Origin of the sequence: Corynebacterium sp. H130, assembly GCF_037572395.1 — a bacterium.
In the GTDB taxonomy this organism is placed as follows: domain Bacteria; phylum Actinomycetota; class Actinomycetes; order Mycobacteriales; family Mycobacteriaceae; genus Corynebacterium.
In genome coordinates this window covers 381634-400609 of sequence record NZ_JBBHLA010000001.1, presented here as the reverse complement: position 1 = coordinate 400609, position 18976 = coordinate 381634, and the positions used below count along the sequence as shown (strand labels likewise).

At 57.3% G+C, this 18976-nt stretch carries 20 protein-coding genes and 1 pseudogene; 16 read left to right on the top strand and 5 right to left on the bottom strand.

Features of this window, described 5'->3' with window-relative positions; all coding sequences use genetic code 11:
* Window positions 1-2 precede the first annotated feature (2 nt).
* Both WG939_RS01950 and WG939_RS01940 read right to left on the bottom strand, forming a co-directional pair.
* A pseudogene (locus WG939_RS01950) lies at window positions 3-892 on the bottom strand (pirin family protein).
* Between the two features lie 10 nt (window positions 893-902).
* A complete protein-coding gene (locus WG939_RS01940) occupies window positions 903-2015 on the bottom strand; it encodes an ATP-binding protein (RefSeq protein ID WP_339981882.1) in 1113 nt (370 codons plus the stop codon).
* A gap of 65 nt (window positions 2016-2080) precedes the next feature.
* Between WG939_RS01940 and rimM the strand changes: the two genes are divergently transcribed.
* Window positions 2081-2566: a ribosome maturation factor RimM gene (gene rimM, locus WG939_RS01935; protein WP_339981881.1), complete on the top strand. Its 486-nt coding sequence runs from the start codon at window positions 2081-2083 to the stop codon at window positions 2564-2566.
* On the top strand, window positions 2566-3363 hold the full coding sequence (trmD, locus tag WG939_RS01930; protein ID WP_339981880.1) for a tRNA (guanosine(37)-N1)-methyltransferase TrmD: 798 nt from the start codon (window positions 2566-2568) through the stop codon (window positions 3361-3363). Before rimM ends, trmD begins: the two co-directional genes overlap by 1 nt.
* Before the next feature lie 86 nt (window positions 3364-3449).
* Here trmD and WG939_RS01925 read toward each other — a convergent pair whose 3' ends face one another.
* Complete coding sequence (locus tag WG939_RS01925) at window positions 3450-4538, bottom strand: asparaginase (RefSeq protein ID WP_339981879.1); 1089 nt, start codon at window positions 4536-4538, stop codon at window positions 3450-3452.
* Between the two features lie 162 nt (window positions 4539-4700).
* Between WG939_RS01925 and WG939_RS01920 the strand changes: the two genes are divergently transcribed.
* The 9 genes from WG939_RS01920 (at window position 4701) to WG939_RS01880 (ending at window position 13563) form a co-directional block, all read left to right on the top strand.
* A complete protein-coding gene (locus WG939_RS01920) occupies window positions 4701-6932 on the top strand; it encodes a Tex family protein (RefSeq protein WP_339981878.1) in 2232 nt (743 codons plus the stop codon).
* 123 nt (window positions 6933-7055) lie between these two features.
* A complete protein-coding gene (rplS, locus tag WG939_RS01915) occupies window positions 7056-7397 on the top strand; it encodes a 50S ribosomal protein L19 (RefSeq protein WP_339981877.1) in 342 nt (113 codons plus the stop codon).
* Between the two features lie 166 nt (window positions 7398-7563).
* A complete protein-coding gene (gene lepB / locus WG939_RS01910) occupies window positions 7564-8289 on the top strand; it encodes a signal peptidase I (protein ID WP_339981876.1) in 726 nt (241 codons plus the stop codon).
* On the top strand, window positions 8286-8912 hold the full coding sequence (locus WG939_RS01905) for a ribonuclease HII (RefSeq protein WP_339981875.1): 627 nt from the start codon (window positions 8286-8288) through the stop codon (window positions 8910-8912). The genes lepB and WG939_RS01905 overlap by 4 nt, the downstream gene beginning before the upstream one ends.
* Window positions 8909-9214 (top strand): DUF2469 domain-containing protein, encoded by a 306-nt coding sequence (locus tag WG939_RS01900; RefSeq protein WP_339981873.1) that lies wholly within the window; start codon window positions 8909-8911, stop codon window positions 9212-9214. The genes WG939_RS01905 and WG939_RS01900 overlap by 4 nt, the downstream gene beginning before the upstream one ends.
* A 253-nt stretch (window positions 9215-9467) precedes the next feature.
* Window positions 9468-9815 (top strand): YraN family protein, encoded by a 348-nt coding sequence (locus WG939_RS01895; protein WP_339981872.1) that lies wholly within the window; start codon window positions 9468-9470, stop codon window positions 9813-9815.
* The gene (locus WG939_RS01890; protein WP_339982609.1) at window positions 9802-11283 is read left to right on the top strand and encodes a YifB family Mg chelatase-like AAA ATPase; all 1482 of its coding nucleotides are present in this window, start codon (window positions 9802-9804) and stop codon (window positions 11281-11283) included. Before WG939_RS01895 ends, WG939_RS01890 begins: the two co-directional genes overlap by 14 nt.
* Window positions 11280-12452, top strand: a complete 1173-nt coding sequence (gene dprA / locus WG939_RS01885) for a DNA-processing protein DprA (protein ID WP_339981871.1) — start codon at window positions 11280-11282, stop codon at window positions 12450-12452. Before WG939_RS01890 ends, dprA begins: the two co-directional genes overlap by 4 nt.
* A gap of 235 nt (window positions 12453-12687) precedes the next feature.
* Window positions 12688-13563 carry a tyrosine recombinase XerC gene (locus WG939_RS01880; RefSeq protein WP_339981870.1) on the top strand — a complete coding sequence of 292 codons (876 nt, stop codon included), beginning with the start codon at window positions 12688-12690 and terminating at the stop codon, window positions 13561-13563.
* On the opposite strand, the gene WG939_RS01875 is transcribed toward WG939_RS01880, so the two are convergent.
* Window positions 13526-13993 (bottom strand): M23 family metallopeptidase, encoded by a 468-nt coding sequence (locus WG939_RS01875; protein WP_339981868.1) that lies wholly within the window; start codon window positions 13991-13993, stop codon window positions 13526-13528. The two genes, WG939_RS01880 and WG939_RS01875, sit on opposite strands and share 38 nt — an antisense overlap.
* Before the next feature lie 312 nt (window positions 13994-14305).
* On the opposite strand from WG939_RS01875, the gene rpsB reads away from it, so the two are divergent.
* From rpsB to WG939_RS01850, 5 genes are all read left to right on the top strand, one after another.
* Window positions 14306-15118, top strand: a complete 813-nt coding sequence (rpsB, locus tag WG939_RS01870) for a 30S ribosomal protein S2 (RefSeq protein ID WP_339981867.1) — start codon at window positions 14306-14308, stop codon at window positions 15116-15118.
* 323 nt (window positions 15119-15441) lie between these two features.
* Window positions 15442-16260, top strand: a complete 819-nt coding sequence (gene tsf, locus WG939_RS01865; RefSeq protein WP_339981866.1) for a translation elongation factor Ts — start codon at window positions 15442-15444, stop codon at window positions 16258-16260.
* A gap of 114 nt (window positions 16261-16374) precedes the next feature.
* A complete protein-coding gene (gene pyrH, locus WG939_RS01860; protein ID WP_339981865.1) occupies window positions 16375-17106 on the top strand; it encodes a UMP kinase in 732 nt (243 codons plus the stop codon).
* A gap of 41 nt (window positions 17107-17147) precedes the next feature.
* Window positions 17148-17705, top strand: coding sequence for a ribosome recycling factor (gene frr, locus WG939_RS01855; protein ID WP_339981864.1), 558 nt, complete (start codon window positions 17148-17150; stop codon window positions 17703-17705).
* Between the two features lie 71 nt (window positions 17706-17776).
* Window positions 17777-18622, top strand: a complete 846-nt coding sequence (locus WG939_RS01850) for a phosphatidate cytidylyltransferase (protein ID WP_339981863.1) — start codon at window positions 17777-17779, stop codon at window positions 18620-18622.
* Here the strand turns inward: WG939_RS01850 and WG939_RS01845 are convergent.
* Window positions 18619-18954 (bottom strand): LapA family protein, encoded by a 336-nt coding sequence (locus WG939_RS01845; protein WP_339981861.1) that lies wholly within the window; start codon window positions 18952-18954, stop codon window positions 18619-18621. The genes WG939_RS01850 and WG939_RS01845 overlap by 4 nt on opposite strands.
* Between the last annotated feature and the right edge of the window lie 22 nt (window positions 18955-18976).

The window sequence follows — 18976 nt, the reverse complement described above, 5'->3', positions numbered from 1 at the left end:
TTTTACTTACGGGGCTTCAGTTTGATTGGTGGGAGCTTCGGAGCTGGCAATCGTGTCGCAGCTCCAGGGGTCCGACCAATGTAGCCATCGACCTGGCCAAACCGAGCATCGCCCGATTCCCATTCTTCGCGGAATCGGGCGATTTCCTCATGCGTGCGCCCGATGAAGTTCCACCACATGATGAATTCTTCCTCAAACGGAGCGCCGCCAATGAGGAGAACACGGGACTTAGTAGGTGAGTCATTGCGGATCTCGATTTGAGCTTCACCGGGCGCGAAATAAGCCAGTTCGCTTGGGGACACCCCGGATCCATTCAATGAGACATCCCCAGCATCAACCAGGATCCCATGTTCGAAAGTTTCACTTACAGGGATGGACAAGGGTGCGCCGGGGCCAAGGCGGATTTCTGCCCCGACCAATGGGGAATAGGTTTCTACAGGGGAGTCAGATCCCAGTAGCGAGCCGAGGAATACGAGTGCCTCGCCTCCATTGAAGGAAACCGGTTCCGGGGCGTAATGCTCAAACCGCCGCTTCGTAAAACGAGCGCTGTCGGGGAGGACTGTCCACAGCTGCACCCCGTGCAAGACTTCTGAGTTCGAGGTGGAGACTTCCGAATGACAAAATCCTGCGCCCGCCGTCATGATGTTGAGTTCGCCAGGACGCACAACAGCGTGGTTATCGCCAGAGTCATGGTGAGTGATGTGGCCGTCGAAAAGCCAGGAGACCGTTTGCAGACCAGTGTGTGGGTGGGGCGGGACGTCCATGATTACAGGTTCCGGGCCGTGGAACACCAAGCGCCGATTGTGGCACGACCACGTGCTGGCAGTGTGCGTCGCACGTCCATGGCTCGTGGCCCGCCCAGGGGAACGCTGCGGAACGGAATGATCTCCATAACTGCAGGTCTACCAGAATGGAATCGGCCCCGAGTCCTCGTGGGTGCGAAGGTAGTCACGCATGCCTGGGATAGCGAAGCGGAGCATACCGTGGGCTGGAGAGACCACGATGTGCCTGTCCAGCAGCCGACGTCGGTATTGGCTGACCGTGTCGGGGGATTTCTCCAGGCGATCGATCAAGTCGGCCAGCTTTGAGTCACCACTATCCACAGCCATCGCGTCTAGGAAGTCCCGTTCCAACGCAGTGCAACGGGATAGCACTGGCTCCAGAACGAGGGTTCCAAGTTCTCGGTGTGCGCGCAAAATGGCATCCGTTGCGTCCACGATGTGGCCGTCCTGCGACGTTGACCAGGCGTGGTAGCCAATCAGCTGGATCAGGAACGGATATCCGTGTGTGGCCTCGATAGCGTCCCGCAGCGCCTCAGGTGCCCAAGACCCACCTGCCTGAGTAACTGGTTCGTTCAAGCCGCGCTCCACATCCGAGCGTCGTACCGCACCGAGAATCCTGCGGTCGGCGCGGCGCAGGAATGTAATGCCGGGGTGATCCAACAGCTTGGCTACTTCCTCGGGCAGGCCCGCGACCGCGATGGCGACGTTGCGACGCTCCCGGAACAGATGCTGCACCACAGCCATGAGCTCGGCGAGCTCATCCACAGTCGCACGCCCGACTTCGTCCACGGTGATGAACAGCCCACTTTGTACCAGATCCGCGGCTGATGTGAGCTCGCCTCGCAAACCCCGTTTCGGTTCGTGCTTGTGCTCAACCTCAGAGCGGATCCCGCCCAGGCCCGCTGGCGCATTAAGGCCGGTGATCTTCCTCGTTACTGGATTAGGATCCAGCTCCCCGAGCAGGGCGGGCAATAGTTCATTGGTCAACCTGCTCACAAGCCCCGGAAGCGCAGTCTCGGACAGGACGTTCCAGCCCTCGCCCTTGGCAGCATCCTCAAGCTCATTGAGCAGTACTGTTTTACCCACGCCTCGGGTGCCCACGATCAGCATCGCGCGACTCGGCGCGCCGGGGCCCTGCCTGAGCGAGCGGGTAAAGTCCGCGACAATCTCCTCGCGGCCGACGGGCAGGCTTGGCGACGTCCCGAAGGTCGGAGTAAACGGGTTGCTCTGCATCGTGGGAAGCGCCTTTCAGATTACTCAGATTACTCAGTTTCAATGCCTATTGTAGACTAACCTGCATGGAATTGATGATCGGTCGCGTGATCAAATCACATGGAATCAAGGGCGAAGTGGTGGTGGAATCGACCACGGATGACCCAGATATTCGCTTCGCGCTCGGCGAGGTACTGCACGGTAAGCAGGGCTCCAAGTCTCACGAGCTCACCATTGATGCCGTACGCGTCCACCAGGGCCGACTGCTGATCAAATTTGAGGAAATTCCCGACCGCACCGCCGCAGATTCCCTCCGCGGCACCAAATTCTGGGCTGAGCCACTGGAAGATGACGAAGACGATGGGTTTTACGACCACGAACTCATCGGCCTGCGCGTCATCCACAACGGCGAAGAGATCGGAAAGGTCACAGGCGTGACCCACACTCCAGCGCAAACTCTCCTTGAGATGGGCGACACTCTGATTCCATTCGTGGAAGCAATCGTCCCCGAGGTAGACCTCGAAGCAGGTACCTGCACGATCACCCCGCCAGAAGGGTTGCTGGAACTCTAATGCGCCTCGACGTCATCACCATTTTTCCCGAATACCTGGCGCCGCTTCGCCACGCGCTGCTCGGCAAAGCGATCGAAAAAGGCATCCTCGAAGTAGGAGTGCACAACCTGCGCGATTGGGCCACCGACGTGCACAAATCCGTCGATGATACTCCGTACGGCGGCGGTCCGGGCATGGTCATGAAGCCCACCGTGTGGGGACCGGCGCTTGACGACGTCGCCGAAGGCAAGTCAGCCGGTTGGCAACTAGATTCCGCGCAACCGCACGTCGATAAGCCCCGGCATGACGATCTGATCGGCCGCGAATTTGAGGGGTACGTGGAGCCAGCCGAGGAAGACAAGCCGTTGCTCATCGTGCCGACCCCGGCAGGTCGACCTTTCACTCAAGAGATGGCTCGCCGCTGGTCGGGGGAGAAACACATCGTGTTTGCATGTGGGCGCTATGAGGGCATCGACCAGCGTGTGGTCGATGACGCGGCGAATCGCTACCGCGTGGAAGAAGTTTCCATCGGCGACTATGTCCTCATCGGTGGGGAAGTAGCTGTGCTGGTCATGGCCGAAGCGATCACTCGCTTGATTCCGGGTGTGCTCGGCAATGCGTCTTCGCACGAGGAAGACTCTTTTTCAGACGGGTTGCTGGAGGGGCCGTCCTACACCAAGCCACGCGTGTGGCGCGGGCTCGAAGTACCTGACGTACTACTTTCCGGTAATCACAAGCTGGTGGAAGAGTGGCGGCGTGAGCAGTCTATGGCGCGGACCAGGGAGCGTAGGCCTGATCTGCTAGAAAACAAAGAGTAAAAAAGACCCCTCCCACCCGGGGATACCGGCCGAGTGGGAGGGTCTTTGGCTATTGCCGTCGAGAAGCGCCCGCAGGAGGGTCGGCGCTATTTCGCAGGGAACAGCTCCTTCACGTCGGTGCCGGTGACGAGCGCAGCAACAACGAGAATTCGGGACTGGCCAGGACGGAGGATGCCCGAACCAATCACGCCTTTTTCGGCCAGCGTGGCGCCGCCGCCAGCACCGCCGTACGTACCTTCAACCAGGCCCTTGTCGACGCGCGTCGACATGACCACCGGGATGCCCTTGCCGGCAACCTCGACGATGGCATCCGCAATAGCGCCACCAACGTTGCCGGAGCCCATGCCCTCAATGACCAGGCCCTTCGCACCGGAATCGACGGCGGCCTTCACCAGTTCGCCTGGGGCACCAGGGTAGGCAGCGATGATGTCGACGCGGGTGCCGTCCAGCTTCGTCAGAGGAAGTGGCTTTGGACGCTTCATGTCGGCCGTGGCGTTGGTGTCGAAGCCGTCCTTGCTGGAAGCGTCCTTCTTGTAAGCGCCGCGTGCGCGCAGGATCTTGCCACCGAAGGCGATGAATGCGCCCTTGCCCTTGTTGTCTGGGTCGGTGGCAGCGGTGACCGCGAGGGTCAGGTTGTCTGGGCCGTCAGTGTCTGGATCGTCGAATGGGAACATCGAGCCGGTGAGAACGACAGGCTGCTCAGCGTCGAGGAAGGTGTCAATTGCGATGGCAGTCTCTTCCATCGAGTCGGTGCCGTGGGAGACGATAACGCCGGTGATGCCTGGCTCCTTGAGCGTGTCGTGAACTTTTTGCAGGATTCCGTCGGTGTCCTTGAGCGTCATTGCAGAGGAATCGAGCTGGCTGACCTGGCGCACTTCGATGGACAGCTTCGACTTATCGAACTTCTCATACACCTTCTTCAGCAGCTCTTCGCCACTCACAGAAGGGGTCAACGCGCCAGTGGCATCCTTCTTACTTGCGATGGTGCCACCCGTTGCCAGCATCACGAGCTTTCCCGAAATGGCCTTGTAGTCAACCTTCTTTTCTTCCTTGGCAGCCGTTGTGGTCGCCGCGGAAGTTGAAGATCCAGAATTACACGCAGCCAACACTCCGCCAGCCGCAATTGCTGCGCCGCCAACGAGGAAATTGCGTCGGGAGAAACCCTGCCCACTCATGTCGTGCCTTTCTCTAGATGAAAACTGCCTTCAGGTTATGTCGAGTCGCTCTCTTTGTGGCCGGTTTGAGAGAATATTCATTAGCGGGAACTTTTTTGCAGGTTAGCAAATCTCATATTGGCTGTGGGTGCCCGGAAATTTACGTCCGCTAAAGTAGGCGGAATGATTAAGGTGATCGCAAGTGAACTCGGAATCTCCGAAAACCAAGTCCTAGCCGTCCAGAAACTCCTCGATGAAGGCAACACCGTCCCCTTCATCGCGCGTTACCGCAAGGAAGCCACCGGCGGACTCGACGACACCCAACTGCGAACCATCGAAGAACGCCTGACCTACCTGCGCGAACTCGACGAGCGCAAGGCTGCGATCATCAAGGCCATCGACGAGCAGGGCAAGCTTAGCGACGACCTTCGGACTCTTATCCTCGAGACAACCACCAAAGCGCGCCTGGAGGATCTCTACCTACCGTTCAAAAAGCGTCGCAAGACCAAAGCGGACATCGCCCGCGAAGCTGGGCTGGAGCCTCTGGTTGACCAGCTGTTGGATGGTAAAGAGCCATCCCTTGAGAAGTTCCACACCGAAGGCTTTGCCGATGACAAAGCAGTGCTGGAAGGCGCCCGCGCGATTTTTGTTGACCGGATGGCACTTGATGCTGACCTTGTTGGCGAGGTCCGCGAAGAGATGTACAAGCGCGGCACCATGGCTGCATCCGTGGTGGCGGGCAAGGAAGTCGAAGGGGCAAAGTTCAAGGACTACTTCGAGTTCTCCGAGCCGTTCCATACCTTGCCGTCGCACCGAATCCTCGCGCTGCTGCGAGGCGAGAACGAGGGCGTGCTCCACCTGAACTTGGATGCCGATGATGAATTCTTTGAAGGCCTCATCAAGCTCCGCATGGCTCTTAAAGACACCAAGTGGATCAATGATGCCGTGCATTGGGGATGGAAGACGAAGCTCTACATCTCAGCAGGCCTTGACACCCGCATGCGCCTAAAGGAGAAGGCGGAAGAAGGGGCGCTGGAAGTATTTAAGAAGAATCTCCGCGATGTCCTCCTCGCTGCCCCTGCAGGCCAACGCGCAACTCTAGGCCTTGATCCCGGCTACCGCAATGGCGTGAAGTGTGCCGTGGTGGATGAGACTGGCAAGGTGCTCGACACTGTTATCGTCTACCCGCACCAGCCACAAAACCAATGGTCACAGGCTGTGCAGACGCTTGCCGGACTGGTTGCCACCCACGGTGTCGACCTGCTCGCCATTGGCAACGGCACTGCGTCTCGCGAGACCGAAAAGCTTGCGGGCGAAATCGCTTCGTTGATCGCCGAAGCGGGCGGCAAAAAGCCGACCCCTGTTGTGGTTTCGGAGGCAGGAGCCTCCGTGTACTCGGCATCCAAGATCGCGGCCGAAGAATTCCCAGACATGGATGTCTCCTTGCGTGGCGCCGTCTCCATTGCACGTCGTTTGCAGGATCCGCTCGCTGAGCTGGTCAAGGTAGACCCGAAGTCCATCGGTGTGGGGCAGTACCAACACGACGTGAACCAGACCGCCCTGGCAAAGGCACTGGATAACGTGGTTGAGGATGCTGTGAATGCAGTCGGTGTGGACCTTAATACCGCATCTGTTCCTCTGCTCACCCGCGTGGCTGGCGTCAACGAAACCATCGCCAACAACATCGTTGCCTTCCGAGACGAGAACGGCATGTTCGCCTCCCGCGCAGCACTGAAGAAGGTGCCTCGCCTCGGCCCAAAGGCTTTTGAGCAGTGCGCAGGCTTCATGCGAATTCAAAACGGCAAGGATCCGCTCGATGCCTCTGCCGTTCACCCAGAGGCATACCCGGTGGTCAAGCGCATTTCTGAACAGACTGGCCTTGGGGTAAAGGAACTCATCGGTAATACCGCTGTGCTTACCAAGTTGCACGCCAAAGACTTCGCGGATGAGAAATTTGGCGTCCCAACCGTCACTGACATCATCGCCGAACTAGAAAAGCCAGGTCGTGACCCACGTCCCGAGTTCAAGACCGCCACTTTTAAGGAGGGCGTGGAAAAGGTGTCGGACCTTAAAGTCGGTATGATCCTGGAAGGCACCGTCACCAACGTTGCTGCGTTCGGTGCTTTCGTGGACGTCGGAGTACACCAGGATGGTCTCGTTCACGTCTCCCAACTGTCCAACACCTTTGTTGACGATCCACACAAGGTCGTGCGATCTGGGCAGATCGTCAAGGTAAAGGTGCTGGAAGTAGACGAGCAGCGCAAGCGAATCTCTCTAACTATGAAGCTTGAGGACGCGCCACGCCAAGCCCGGAAGCCGCGAGGCAACGAGAAGGGTGGCAAGGGACGTCGACAAGCGCCGGCAGCGGGCGGCTCCATGGCTGATGCGCTGAAGAAAGCGGGATTTGGTCGCTAGGCGGCAAGGTGGCATACTGCTTAGGTTGACTGTCTTAAAGGCAGCGGCGAACCATGTAGTGAATACGAACCAGCCGAGTGCAAACCGCTAGGTTCCTCTGTTCTGATGTAAAAGGATTGTTTCATGAACAAGATCGACAAGCTCGATGCACAGTCCCTGCGCGAGGACGTTCCTGCGTTCCGCGCCGGCGACACCCTGAACGTACACGTAAAGGTTATCGAAGGTAACAAGTCCCGTGTTCAGCTGTTCAAGGGCGTTGTAATCCGTCGCCAGGGTGGCGGCATCCGCGAAACCTTCACCGTCCGCAAGGTTTCCTTCGGCATCGGTGTTGAGCGTACCTTCCCAGTACACTCTCCAAACCTCGAGAAGATCGAAGTTGTTTCCCGCGGTGACGTTCGCCGTGCGAAGCTGTACTACCTGCGCAACCTGCGCGGCAAGGCAGCCAAGATCAAGGAAAAGCGATAAGATCCCTTTTTCTTTGGAAAGCACTCCAGTTCGCTGGGGTGCTTTTTTCATGCGTAGGCAAGAATCGACACTATAGGTCTCAAATCGGCCAAAAAAATAGCCGAAATCTCGAATTTTGCTTACGGCACCACGGAGCCTTCGGGCGTGGCTGCTAAAATCCGTCGTTATGACTGAAGCAGCTGCCAAGAAGCAGAAAAAGGAAACTCCGTGGTACATCGAGATTCCTCTCGTTATTGTCACAACCTTCATCATCATTGCTTTGGCGCAGACGTTCATCGGTCGCCTTTACGTCATCCCAAGCCAGTCGATGGAGCCGACCCTGCATGGCTGCCCTGGCTGCACCGGTGACCGCATTTATGTAGACAAGATTGCCTACAAAACTGGCGACCCTGAGCCGGGAGACGTTGTGGTCTTCCGCGCCCCGGATTCTTGGACTGGCATGGCCCATCAGAAGAAGTCTTCTGGCATGTTCTCCGGTCTCCAACATTTGGGTTCCTACGTGGGACTGACGTCTTCCGATGAGACGGACATGGTCAAGCGCATTGTTGCCACCGGTGGTCAGGTCGTGGAATGCAAGGAAGGCGACGAGGGCATCAAGGTCAATGGCAAGGTGATTGATTCTTCCTACCAGCTGCAGCCACTTACTTACGCGCCGAACCCGCAGAAGGGCTCTGAGGCTTGCGGAGGCGAGTACTTCGGCCCGATCCAGGTGCCAGCGGACCATTACTTTGTGATGGGCGATAACCGTACCAACTCCGCCGATTCCCGCTTCCACCTCGGCGACCAGAACCAGGGCACCGTGCCTCGTGAGAACATCATCGGCAAGGTCCAGGCCATCGTGCTGCCGTTTAACCGCATCGGTGGCGTCGAGGATTACGACATCCAAAAGTGATCGAAGCAGCTCTTCACGCGGCCGGTTTCTCACCCATCGTTGGGGTGGATGAAGCCGGCCGTGGCTCTTGCGCGGGCCCAATCACCATTGCGGCGTGCATTCTTCCTGATGAGTTACCAGAGCAGCTTGCGGGCCTCGATGACTCGAAGAAACTCACCCCGCTTCGTCGTGCACGTCTGTATCCCCTCATCCAAGAACTGGCGGTGAGCTGGTCGATCGTCCACATATCGGCCGCCGACATCGACAAATTCGGCATTCAACACGCCAATATTTCTGGCATGCGGCGTGCTGTGGCTAACCTCGACAGCCCGGCGCATTATGCGCTTATCGACGGCTTCGGCGTTCCCGGCCTCGTTCAACCCCAACTTCCCATCATTGGTGGCGATGCTGCTGCCCGATGCATTTCAGCGGCCAGTATCCTGGCGAAACACTCCCGCGACCAATTGATGATCGAGTATGCCGAAAAGTACCCGGAATACGGATTCGAGGGGCACAAGGGGTACGGGACGAAGGTTCATCTTGCTGCGGTGCGCCGTCACGGTGGCAGCCCAATTCATCGTTATAGTTATGCCAATGTGGCCCTGGCACATGGTCAATGGCTGAGCGAAAAGGAGCAACGGTGAGCGCTGAAGAGCTGGAGAACTACGAGTCCGAAGTTGAGCTTTCCCTGTACCGCGAGTACCGCGATGTGGTGAGCCAGTTCTCTTACGTGGTGGAGACCGAACGTCGCTTCTACCTCGCTAATGCCGTTGAACTGATCCCGCACACCTCCGGTGGTGACGTCTACTACGAAGTACGTATGTCCGACTGCTGGGTGTGGGACATGTACCGAGCAGCTCGCTTCGTGCGCTTTGTTCGCGTCATTACCTACAAGGACGTCAACATTGAGGAACTGGACAAGCCAGAAATGATCATTCCTGACTAATTTCCGTAGGGATTTCAAGACCGCCGATTTCTGCTGTGTGGAATCGGCGGTTTTTGCATGCGTGGACCCACAACATCTACTCCGGATGTGAAGGTAGATCGAACTGATTCTGTCAAGGCCCCAATGCAGCTTTGCTGGCAAACCTGTGCATAACCCCGGTTATCCACAGTTGGCGCAAGCATGAGCTTGGCAAGATCCGCTGTCAGTGCGATGGTGCGGAAACAACTGCACGATAACGCAAAGGGGAATCTTTATGACAAGCAATATTGGAGTACTCGGAGAACAAGAAGCTGCCAGGTATTTCGTGGCGCGAGGAGGTGCAATCCTCGGTCGAAATGTCCGCTATCCATGCGGGGAATTGGATCTGATTGTCCAGCTGGGTGGGGTAGTGGTCTTTGTCGAGGTAAAGACCCGTAGTTCGGAAGACTTCGGTGCCGCAGAGGCGGTGACGGTACGAAAATTCAGCCGCATGAAGCGTGCTGCAGCCGCCTGGTTGGAAGGTGAGCCTTTCTATCGGGAAGTTCGCTTTGATGTGGTCGTCTACCGACCACATAGTGGCGAGATTGAGCACTATGAGGGGATTGATCGTGGCGCTCGCTAAGACAAAGTGCGTAAGTTTTGAGGGCGTCAGGGCGGTGTTGGTGCATGTGGAGGCAAACATCGGCCCAGGCCTGCCGGGAATGTACATTGTTGGCCTGGCTGGTGCTGCCATGTCGGAAGCAAAGGATCGCCTGAAGACGGCGATGACGAACTCCGGATTACCGTGGCCAAAAACCAAGTTGGTGGTCAATTTGTCGCCAGCGGATATGCGCAAGAGCGGCAGTCATTTCGACCTCAGTATTTGTGCTGCCGTGATGTCGGCGAATCTCGGTGTGTGGATCGATGACACGATGTTCCTGGGCGAGGTTGGTCTCGATGGCTCGATCAAACCTGTGTCGGGGATTCTGCCAGCTCTGTTGGCTGCTCGAGAGGAAGGAATCAGTCGGATCGTTGTTCCCGCTGCAAATGCTGCAGAAGCCGGCATTATTCAGGGGCTTGAGGTGTTGGTCGCAGCTCACATCTCTGAAATCGCTGATTGGATGATGGGGCGTTGCACTTTGGCCACGGCAGAAGGGACTAGGAATCGAGTTGTCCCACATCCTGATATGGCTGACGTGGTTGGCCAGTCGGAGGCGAAGTTGGCTGCAGAAATCGCTGCGGCGGGTGGCCACCATATGGTGATGATCGGCCCACCCGGTTCTGGCAAGTCTATGATCGCAGCCCGTATACCGGGAATCATGCCTGAGCTTTCCACGGACCATGCGATTGAGGTAACTGCCGTGCAATCCATGTGTGACAGCGGGGTAACTGGCTTGGCCAGCAGCCCACCATTTGTGGCACCACATCATTCCGTCACGGTGGCAGGGCTGCTGGGAGGTGGTTCGGGGGTGCCTAAACCGGGTGCTGTAAGCAAGGCTCACCGTGGCATTCTTTTCCTCGACGAGGTCAGCGAGATTCCAGCAAAAGTGCTCGACAGCCTGCGCATCCCGCTCGAGGAAGGCACGGTTCGATTGATTCGAGGACAGCGGGAGATTGTCTTTCCTGCCGAGTTTCAGCTGGTAATGGCTGCAAATCCCTGTCGATGTGGCTGCGAAGAACCGTCAGAGTGCTCGTGTAGCCCAACGGTTCGACGTCGGTACCTTGCCAATCTTTCGGGACCTCTAAGGGATCGCATCGACCTGTGCGTGCGAACTCATTCCCAAGGAGCCCAAATAATTGGCAACGCCGAATCTTCGCATGCTATTGCTGAGCGCGTAGTGGAGGCAAGAGGGCGGGCGATGCATCGCTGGGGATCCCTTTCGGCACGAATGGACTCGAGGGTGCTCAGGAGGGACTTTCTCGCGGACGATGCGGGCATGGCATATCTGGCGGCCATGCTCGCCGATGGAACTGTCAGCCAGCGGGGCGTGGATCGAACGCTCAAGGTGGCGTGGACGCTCGCCGATCTGGAAGGTCAGCCATGTCCAGGGCTTGACCATGTTGCGCAAGCAACGCATCTTCACTCATTCGCTGAGGCGGTGACGGTTTGAGTAGACAGTTTGCCTGGGCGTACTTGTCTCGATGTTTGGAAGGCCCAAATCGCGATCTGCAGCAGGTCCTGGCAGCAGGTCACGATGTGGAAGACATTGTTTCCGCAATCAAGAATCGTGAGGGATGGCTTGGTGAGGGACTGTTGCGAGCTACTGAATCCCGCTTCGCTATAGACCAAGCCCAACAGGATTTGGAGCAGATAGAACGGATCGGTGGCAGGCTCATCACCCCGGAGGATGCTGAATGGCCGGCGGAGCAGTTCACCCAGGCTTTTGGATTTGCAGCCTCGGGCATGAGTGACTCTGCGAGAAGTGTTCAGGAAGATGCTGTTCCCCCGCATGCTCTGTGGGTGAAGGGATCCAATCTTCGGGAAACCGTGATGCAGGCCGTGACGGTCGTCGGTACCCGCGCTGTTTCGCCCTACGGTAGGGATGCGACGAGGAGCTTGGTGCGTGGTTTGGTTGCCCATCAGTGGACGATCGTCTCGGGTGGGGCGCTTGGCATTGATGCTGTTGCTCATCAGACAGCTCTGGAAAGTGGCGGGCGCACAGTGGTGGTGGCAGCGTGCGGGCTGGACCGAAATTACCCAACTGCTCACAAGACGTTGTTCGAGGAGGTTGCCAATAGGGGAACGCTTGTGAGTGAGTATCCACCCGGCGTGACTCCAGCTCGCCACCGTTTTCTCACCAGGAATCGCCTTGCGGCAGCGCTGAGCTCGGGAACGGTTGTCGTCGAGGCTGCGTGGCGTTCGGGTGCACTGAATACGTTGACGTGGGCGGAGGGGCTTGGAAAGGTGACGATGGCGGTTCCAGGGCCAATCACTTCTGCAGGCTCGTTGGGGTGTCATGACCGCATTCGTACTGGTAGGGCCCAGCTAGTTGTTAGCGCCGACGAAGTGCGGCAGCTGCTTTCTGCAGTAGGGGAAGTGGATGTGGAGGCGCAGTATGAAATGTTGTTTGCTGCGAACGACATCCAGGCGCTATCGCGTAATGAAATGCGAGTCTTTGATGCGCTGTCCGATCGCCCGCAGTCTGCAGAGGAGGTGGCCTCCCTCGCTGGAATGACGGTGAGTCTCACGGTCCACATTCTGGTCGACCTCATCAAGCGTGGTCTGGTTGAGAGAGAAGGTGCACATTTTCGACGTGCTGAGCTGGAAAAACACAATTAAAGAAACAAAACACTTGCGATATTCAAACCTTGCCTCTAAGATAGGTTAGGCAAGCCTAAGTAAGTGGGGTTTGTTGAAAAGGTTCAGCAGGCCCCGCGAAAGCTTCACTCTTCTCGAACGGCACCTCCAACACTGCGCAGCTCGGGAAGCAACTAAGGTTATGCACTATGGGTGAGTTTTGTAGCAGGGTGGCGCGAGTTCTGGACGCGCCACCCTGTCTGCATGGGTGGCTACCATGACCCGCCTCGCCCCGCTTATCGACGACTACTGCGAATCCCTTCTTTTGGTCGAAGGGAAGTCGAAGGCCACGGTAAAGGGGTATCGCAGTGACCTTGTACTTCTCGCAGCTCAAGTGGAATCAACTAATGAGTTCACGCTCGGTGCTCTGCGCCACTGGCTGGCCGATGCGGTGGCGGAAGGAAAAAGTCGGGCGACGCTTGCCAGGCGCACGGCAGCGGTGAAGAGTTTTTCATCCTGGCTGGTAAAAAAGGGAGAGCTGGACAAGGATGTTGCCGCGCGTCTCGTAACGCCAAAGGCCGGTAGGCATTTGCCAACGGTCCTATCGGAAACTCAAGCTGGTGAGCTGGTTGGCAACGCCTCTTCTGGAAGTGAAATTGAGTTTCTGCGTGACAGTGCGATGCTGGAGCTCATGTATGCAGCAGGCATACGAATTGGAGAGCTTGTTGGGCTAGATGTTGGGGCAGTGGACGTCGACAAGCGCACTGCAAAAGTTACCGGCAAGGGTGACAAGCAGCGCGTCGTGCCGTTTGGCGAAGCTGCGGGTGACGCGCTTCGGCAATGGCTGGCTGTGCGCGGGCAACTTGCCGCAACGGGGGAGTCTGCCTTGTTTGTCGGCGTGCGGGGTAAACGTATCGACCCCCGTCAGGTGAGAAGGGTCGTGGAAAAGGCTGCGACGGTAACGGGGGCTAGAGGTTTAACTCCTCACGGCCTGCGTCATACAGCAGCAACGCACCTGTTAGAAGGCGGGGCTGACCTGCGCATCGTGCAGGAGCTGTTGGGTCATTCGTCGCTGCAAACGACGCAGATCTATACGCATGTCTCTGCCGATCGACTCAAGGCCGCTTTCGACCAGGCCCATCCAAGGGCTTGAGTCTGATCGTAGGTGCTTTGAGAAGAGTGAGCGGATTGATGTAGTCGTCCTTGCCGATCAATGCGCCCCAATGGAGGTGGTCTCCGGCCAATCGGCCAATTACCTGGCCTTCGGTTACTGGATCGCCTTGCGAGACAACAGCGTGAACGGGCTGGTAGGTGGTTTTGATTCCATCAGGGTGTTCAATAGCAATGGTGGGAGTTCCTGCGATAACCCCGACGTAACTGACTGCCCCGCCCCCGGAGGCGAAAATGGGGGATCCGGGTTCGGAGCTAAGGTCCACGCCACGATGTCCCTTCATCCAATTCTTCGGTGGCTTGTCAAAAGGTCGCTCGATGCCGCTGGCGTACTCTTTCCCGGTGGTGGGGGAAACATACGCGGAAAGCAGCGGGGAACAGGTGATCAGTATGAGGCAAATCAGCTTCTTCATGGCCTGATGATGTGCTTTTGGTTGAAAAGCGTCAATGCTCAGCATAAAAGAGCTGTGGATGGTGGGACTGGAGTTTTAGAAGTGAATTGCTTGTGGATAACTTGCTGCTCGCATTTGGAAAGTTCCCGGTCACCAACTAATATTGGTCACAGCAGTGTGTCCGCACGCTGACTACGCGCGTCCAAACTTGCTCTTGCGCAACACGGTCCCTGGGTTCTACCTGGGGTGTTGTGACAGGACTTGGTCGCTAGGAGCAGGAGAAAAACCTGCACATTGTTAATAACCGAAACTTCTACTTGAAAGGGAGCACCCATGGCAGTCGTAACCATGCGCGAGCTTCTCGACGCTGGCGTCCACTTCGGTCACCAGACCCGTCGTTGGAACCCAAAGATGCGCCGCTTCATCTTCACCGATCGCAACGGCATCTACATCATTGACCTGCAGCAGACCCTGACCTACATTGACGAGGCTTACGAGTTCGTCAAGGAGACCGTCGCTCACGGTGGCACCATCCTGTACGTCGGCACCAAGAAGCAGGCTCAGGAAGCAGTTGCTACCGAAGCAACCCGCGTTGGCATGCCATACGTTAACCACCGTTGGCTCGGCGGTATGCTCACCAACTTCCAGACCGTTGCAAAGCGTCTGAACCGCATGAAGGAACTGCAGGCCATGGACGCAGCCGAGAACGGCTACGAGGGTCGCACCAAGAAGGAAATCCTCATGCTCACCCGTGAGCGCACCAAGCTGGAGCGCGTCCTGGGCGGCATCGCGGACATGAACAAGCTTCCTTCCGCAATGTGGGTCATCGACACCAACAAGGAGCACATCGCGATCTCCGAGGCTCACAAGCTGAACATCCCAGTTGTTGCCATCCTGGACACCAACTGCGACCCAGACGTTGTGAACTTCCCAATCCCAGGCAACGACGACGCCATCCGCGCAACCGCGTTGCTGTCTCGCGTCATCTCCTCCGCTGTGGAAGAGGGCAAGAAGGCTCGCGAAGAGCGCCAGCTGGCTGCAGCTAAGGAAGCTGCCGGCGACGCTAACAAGGACGACAAAGTAGAGGTCGCTGCTAAGGTTGAGGCTACTGAAGAAGTTGCTGCCGAAGCACCTGCTGCTGAGTAATTCTTCACTCTATGAAAACCTCCCTTCGGGGAGGTTTTCGCGTTTGTGGAGGAGAATTACAAAGGGGAGCGGTCACAGAACCGTGAAACGCGAGTTTAGGAATCTGAGTTTCGGTGTTAGTGCAGGGGAATATCGTCCTGGAGGGGGCGTTTGCTTCCGAAACTCAGGTTCCTAAACTCGGGGTTAGCCTGAATCCCACGAAGCTGCACCCCATCTAGCTTCTTAAGGAACAAATGACCACCCCGCTGCGCGCACAATTGTTGCCATTACGCTAGACTTCAACAAGGAAAATTCTCTTCTAAAATCAAGGAGGATCGCCCCACATGGCGAACTACACCGCTGCAGACGTCAAGAAGCTGCGTGAAATGACCGGCGCTGGCATGCTCGACAGCAAGAAGGCTCTCGAGGAGACCGCTGGCGACTTCGAGAAGGCAGTTGAGCTGCTCCGCATCAAGGGCGCTAAGGACGTCGGCAAGCGCGCAGAGCGCACCGCTGCTGAGGGCCTCATCGCTGTTTCTGGCAACACCATGGTCGAGATCAACTCTGAGACCGACTTCGTTGCAAAGAACGCTGAGTTCAAGGACTTCTGCGCAAAGATCGCTGACGCTGCAGCTGCAGTGAAGGCAAACACCCCAGAAGAGCTCGCAGCAGCTGAGGTCGACGGCATGACCGCTGCAGAGGCAATCCAGCAGCTGTCTGCGAAGATCGGCGAGAAGCTCGAACTGCGTCGCGCCATCACCCTCGAGGGCGACAAGGTTGCTGTTTACCTGCACCACCGTGCAGCTGACCTGCCACCAGCAGTTGGCGTTCTCGTTGCATACGAAGGCGACGATGAGGCTGCTGCAAAGGCTGCCGCTATGCAGGTTGCAGCTATGAAGGCTCAGTACCTGTCTCGCGAGGACGTCCCAGCAGACGTCATCGAGAAGGAGCGCGCAACTCAGGAGAAGATCACCCGCGAAGAGGGCAAGCCAGAGGCTGCTATCGCGAAGATCGTCGAGGGTCGCATGAACGGCTTCTTCAAGGACGTCACCCTGCTCGAGCAGGCTTCCGTCTCTGACAACAAGAAGTCCGTCAAGCAGCTCATGGACGAAGCAGGCGTTACCCTGAAGTCCTTCGCTCGCTTCGAGGTTGGACAGCACTAAGCCCGCATGATGAAACGTTCCGCACCAGCAATGGTCCGGAACGTTTTTTCATGTCTGCAACACATGTAAGCTATTTCTAGAACTGTGAAGACCCTGTAGGAAGGTGCACCCTCAATGTCGGAGGATTCCGCAAACAAACGCCAAGGATTCAAGCGAGTAATGCTGAAGCTAGGCGGTGAAATGTTCGGCGGTGGCAACGTCGGCATCGATCCTGACGTCGTTCAAAACGTTGCACGTCAGATTGCTGACATCGCCAAAACAGGCACGGAAATTTGCGTTGTGATCGGCGGTGGTAACTTCTTCCGCGGTGCACAGCTGCAGCAGCGTGGCATGGATCGTTCCCGCTCTGACTACATGGGCATGCTCGGAACCGTCATGAACTGCCTCGCCCTCCAGGACTTCCTGGAAAAGGAAGGCGTCGAAACGCGCGTGCAGACCGCCATTAACATGGCGCAGGTCGCTGAGCCGTACCTTCCGCTGCGCGCAAAGCGTCACCTGGAAAAGGGCCGCGTCGTGATCTTCGGTGCAGGTATGGGTATGCCATTCTTCTCGACCGACACCACGGCTGCTCAGCGTGCCCTTGAGATCGACTGCGAAGTGCTGCTCATGGCCAAGGCAGTGGATGGCGTCTACGACGACGATCCTCGCACCAACCCTAACGCCGTGATGTTCACCGAGATCACCCCACAAGAGGTCATTGAAAAGGGCCTCAAGGTAGCAGACTCCACCGCATTCAGCCTGTGCATGGACAACAAGATGCCAATTCTCGTGTTCAACCTCCTTACCGAGGGCAACATTGCTCGCGCCGTTCGGGGCGAACAAATCGGTACGCTCGTGCGTTCCTGATATCTTTAGAACACGACCGACAACTTCAATAAAGGACAATCATGATCGACGAAATCCTGCTGGAATGCGAAGAGCGCATGGGCGCTTCTGTGGACCACACTCGTGAGGACCTCACCACCATCCGCACCGGCCGTGCAAACCCAGCCATGTTCAACGGCGTTATGGCCGAGTACTACGGCACCCTGACTCCGATCACTCAGATGGCAACCATCTCCGTGCCAGAGCCACGCATGCTGCTGATCAAGCCTTACGAGATGTCTGTCATGAACGAGATCGAGAACGCAATCCGCAACTCCGACCTCGGCGTGAACCCAACCAACGACGGTCAGGTTCTCCGTGTCACCGTGCCACAGCTCACCGAAGAGCGCCGCAAGGAAATGGTCAAGATGGCCAAGTCCAAGGGTGAAGACGGCAAGATCGCTATCCGCAACGTGCGCCGCAAGGGCATGGATCAGCTGAAGAAACTGCAAAAGGACGGCGACGCAGGCGAGGACGAAGTACAGGCAGCAGAAAAGGACCTGGACAAGGTCACCCAGAAGTACGTCGCTCAGATGGACGAGCTGGTTGCTGCTAAGGAAAAGGAGCTCATGGAAGTCTAAGGACTTTCCATTAGTTCAATTGGAAGCGCTGCGTATCCCAGGCAGCGCTTTTCGCATGTAGGAGAAACACGGTGGAGCACATTCGGCCAAAGAACTCGGCTGGTCGCGACTTGAAGCAAGCAATTGCGGTGGGCCTTGGCCTCGGCGCAATCGTCTTGCTTGCAATTTTTGTGATCCCCTTTGGCTGGTACCCGCTTGTCGCCATAGCGGTATTCCTCGCCACTTGGGAGGTTCATGCGCGACTCAAAGAGCACGGCTACGTGCTGCAACGCACCGTCCTCCTCGTCGGCGGCCAGGCGATGATTTGGCTGTCATTGCCGTTCGGCACCGATGGTCTCGTCGCAGGCTTTGTGGCGAGCGTGTTGGCTTTGATGTTTGGCCGACTGTTCCACCACGGTCGAACCACGGCCCCCATGAACTATCTCCGGGACATGTCGCTCGGCATTTTTGTGCTGACCTGGATCCCGCTCTTCGGTGCCTTCGCGGCGATGCTGTCCCAGCTCGAACAAGAGGGCGTGGGTTACGGCATGTACATCGTGACATTCATGCTGTGTGTTGTCGCGTCCGACGTCGGAGGCTACATTGCCGGCGTGATGTTCGGAACCCATCCGATGGCTCCTGCGGTGAGCCCAAAGAAGTCTTGGGAAGGCTTCGCAGGCTCAATTATTTTGGGAAGCATCACGGGCATTTTGACCGTGACGTACCTGGTGAATGGCACCTGGTGGATCGGCATGCTCCTCGGCATTGGCCTTGTCATCTGCGCGACCCTTGGCGATCTTGTAGAAAGCCAGTTCAAACGCGAACTGGGTATCAAAGACATGTCCGCCATGCTCCCGGGACATGGCGGACTGATGGACCGTCTCGACGGCATGCTGCCGTCAGCGATGGTGACGTGGTTGCTGCTGAGCTTGGTCTAGAAGTTCAGGGTCGCTTTGCGGGAAGCCTTGACCTGACGACGCAGCTCAAGCATACGAATACCGCCGACGATCGTCATGATCAGCGCACCAGCGATAGCCGCGAGCAGGAAGCCCACGCCTACTGGCACCGAGAACGACCACGTGAACAGATTCAGGTCAACGTGCTGCTGATTCTGCAGGATAAAAACCAGCAGGAGGATCAGTAACAGGATGCCGAAGATCAACGCGACCCATGTCCCGCCCGCCAGGGAGCTGCGAACCTTTGGGGTTTCGATAGGGGTTGGGGATGGGGTCGAAGGGTCGTCGTTAAGCGGTGCTTCTGGTGTAGTCATGTCTACTATTCAACGCTCTCGG

What these genes read in the sequence shown, in the direction of transcription:
- WG939_RS01925 (WP_339981879.1), bottom strand. Translation starts at nt 4,538, where the DNA reads ATGAGTGGGCAGGGTTTCTCCCGACGCAATTTCCTCGTTGGCGGCGCA.
- frr (WP_339981864.1), top strand. Translation starts at nt 17,148, where the DNA reads ATGATCGACGAAATCCTGCTGGAATGCGAAGAGCGCATGGGCGCTTCT.
- WG939_RS01895 (WP_339981872.1), top strand. Translation starts at nt 9,468, where the DNA reads ATGACAAGCAATATTGGAGTACTCGGAGAACAAGAAGCTGCCAGGTAT.
- rpsB (WP_339981867.1), top strand. Translation starts at nt 14,306, where the DNA reads ATGGCAGTCGTAACCATGCGCGAGCTTCTCGACGCTGGCGTCCACTTC.
- WG939_RS01920 (WP_339981878.1), top strand. Translation starts at nt 4,701, where the DNA reads ATGATTAAGGTGATCGCAAGTGAACTCGGAATCTCCGAAAACCAAGTC.
- lepB (WP_339981876.1), top strand. Translation starts at nt 7,564, where the DNA reads ATGACTGAAGCAGCTGCCAAGAAGCAGAAAAAGGAAACTCCGTGGTAC.
- WG939_RS01875 (WP_339981868.1), bottom strand. Translation starts at nt 13,993, where the DNA reads ATGAAGAAGCTGATTTGCCTCATACTGATCACCTGTTCCCCGCTGCTT.
- rplS (WP_339981877.1), top strand. Translation starts at nt 7,056, where the DNA reads ATGAACAAGATCGACAAGCTCGATGCACAGTCCCTGCGCGAGGACGTT.
- pyrH (WP_339981865.1), top strand. Translation starts at nt 16,375, where the DNA reads ATGTCGGAGGATTCCGCAAACAAACGCCAAGGATTCAAGCGAGTAATG.
- trmD (WP_339981880.1), top strand. Translation starts at nt 2,566, where the DNA reads ATGCGCCTCGACGTCATCACCATTTTTCCCGAATACCTGGCGCCGCTT.
- WG939_RS01845 (WP_339981861.1), bottom strand. Translation starts at nt 18,954, where the DNA reads ATGACTACACCAGAAGCACCGCTTAACGACGACCCTTCGACCCCATCC.
- rimM (WP_339981881.1), top strand. Translation starts at nt 2,081, where the DNA reads ATGGAATTGATGATCGGTCGCGTGATCAAATCACATGGAATCAAGGGC.
- WG939_RS01940 (WP_339981882.1), bottom strand. Translation starts at nt 2,015, where the DNA reads ATGCAGAGCAACCCGTTTACTCCGACCTTCGGGACGTCGCCAAGCCTG.
- tsf (WP_339981866.1), top strand. Translation starts at nt 15,442, where the DNA reads ATGGCGAACTACACCGCTGCAGACGTCAAGAAGCTGCGTGAAATGACC.
- WG939_RS01880 (WP_339981870.1), top strand. Translation starts at nt 12,688, where the DNA reads ATGACCCGCCTCGCCCCGCTTATCGACGACTACTGCGAATCCCTTCTT.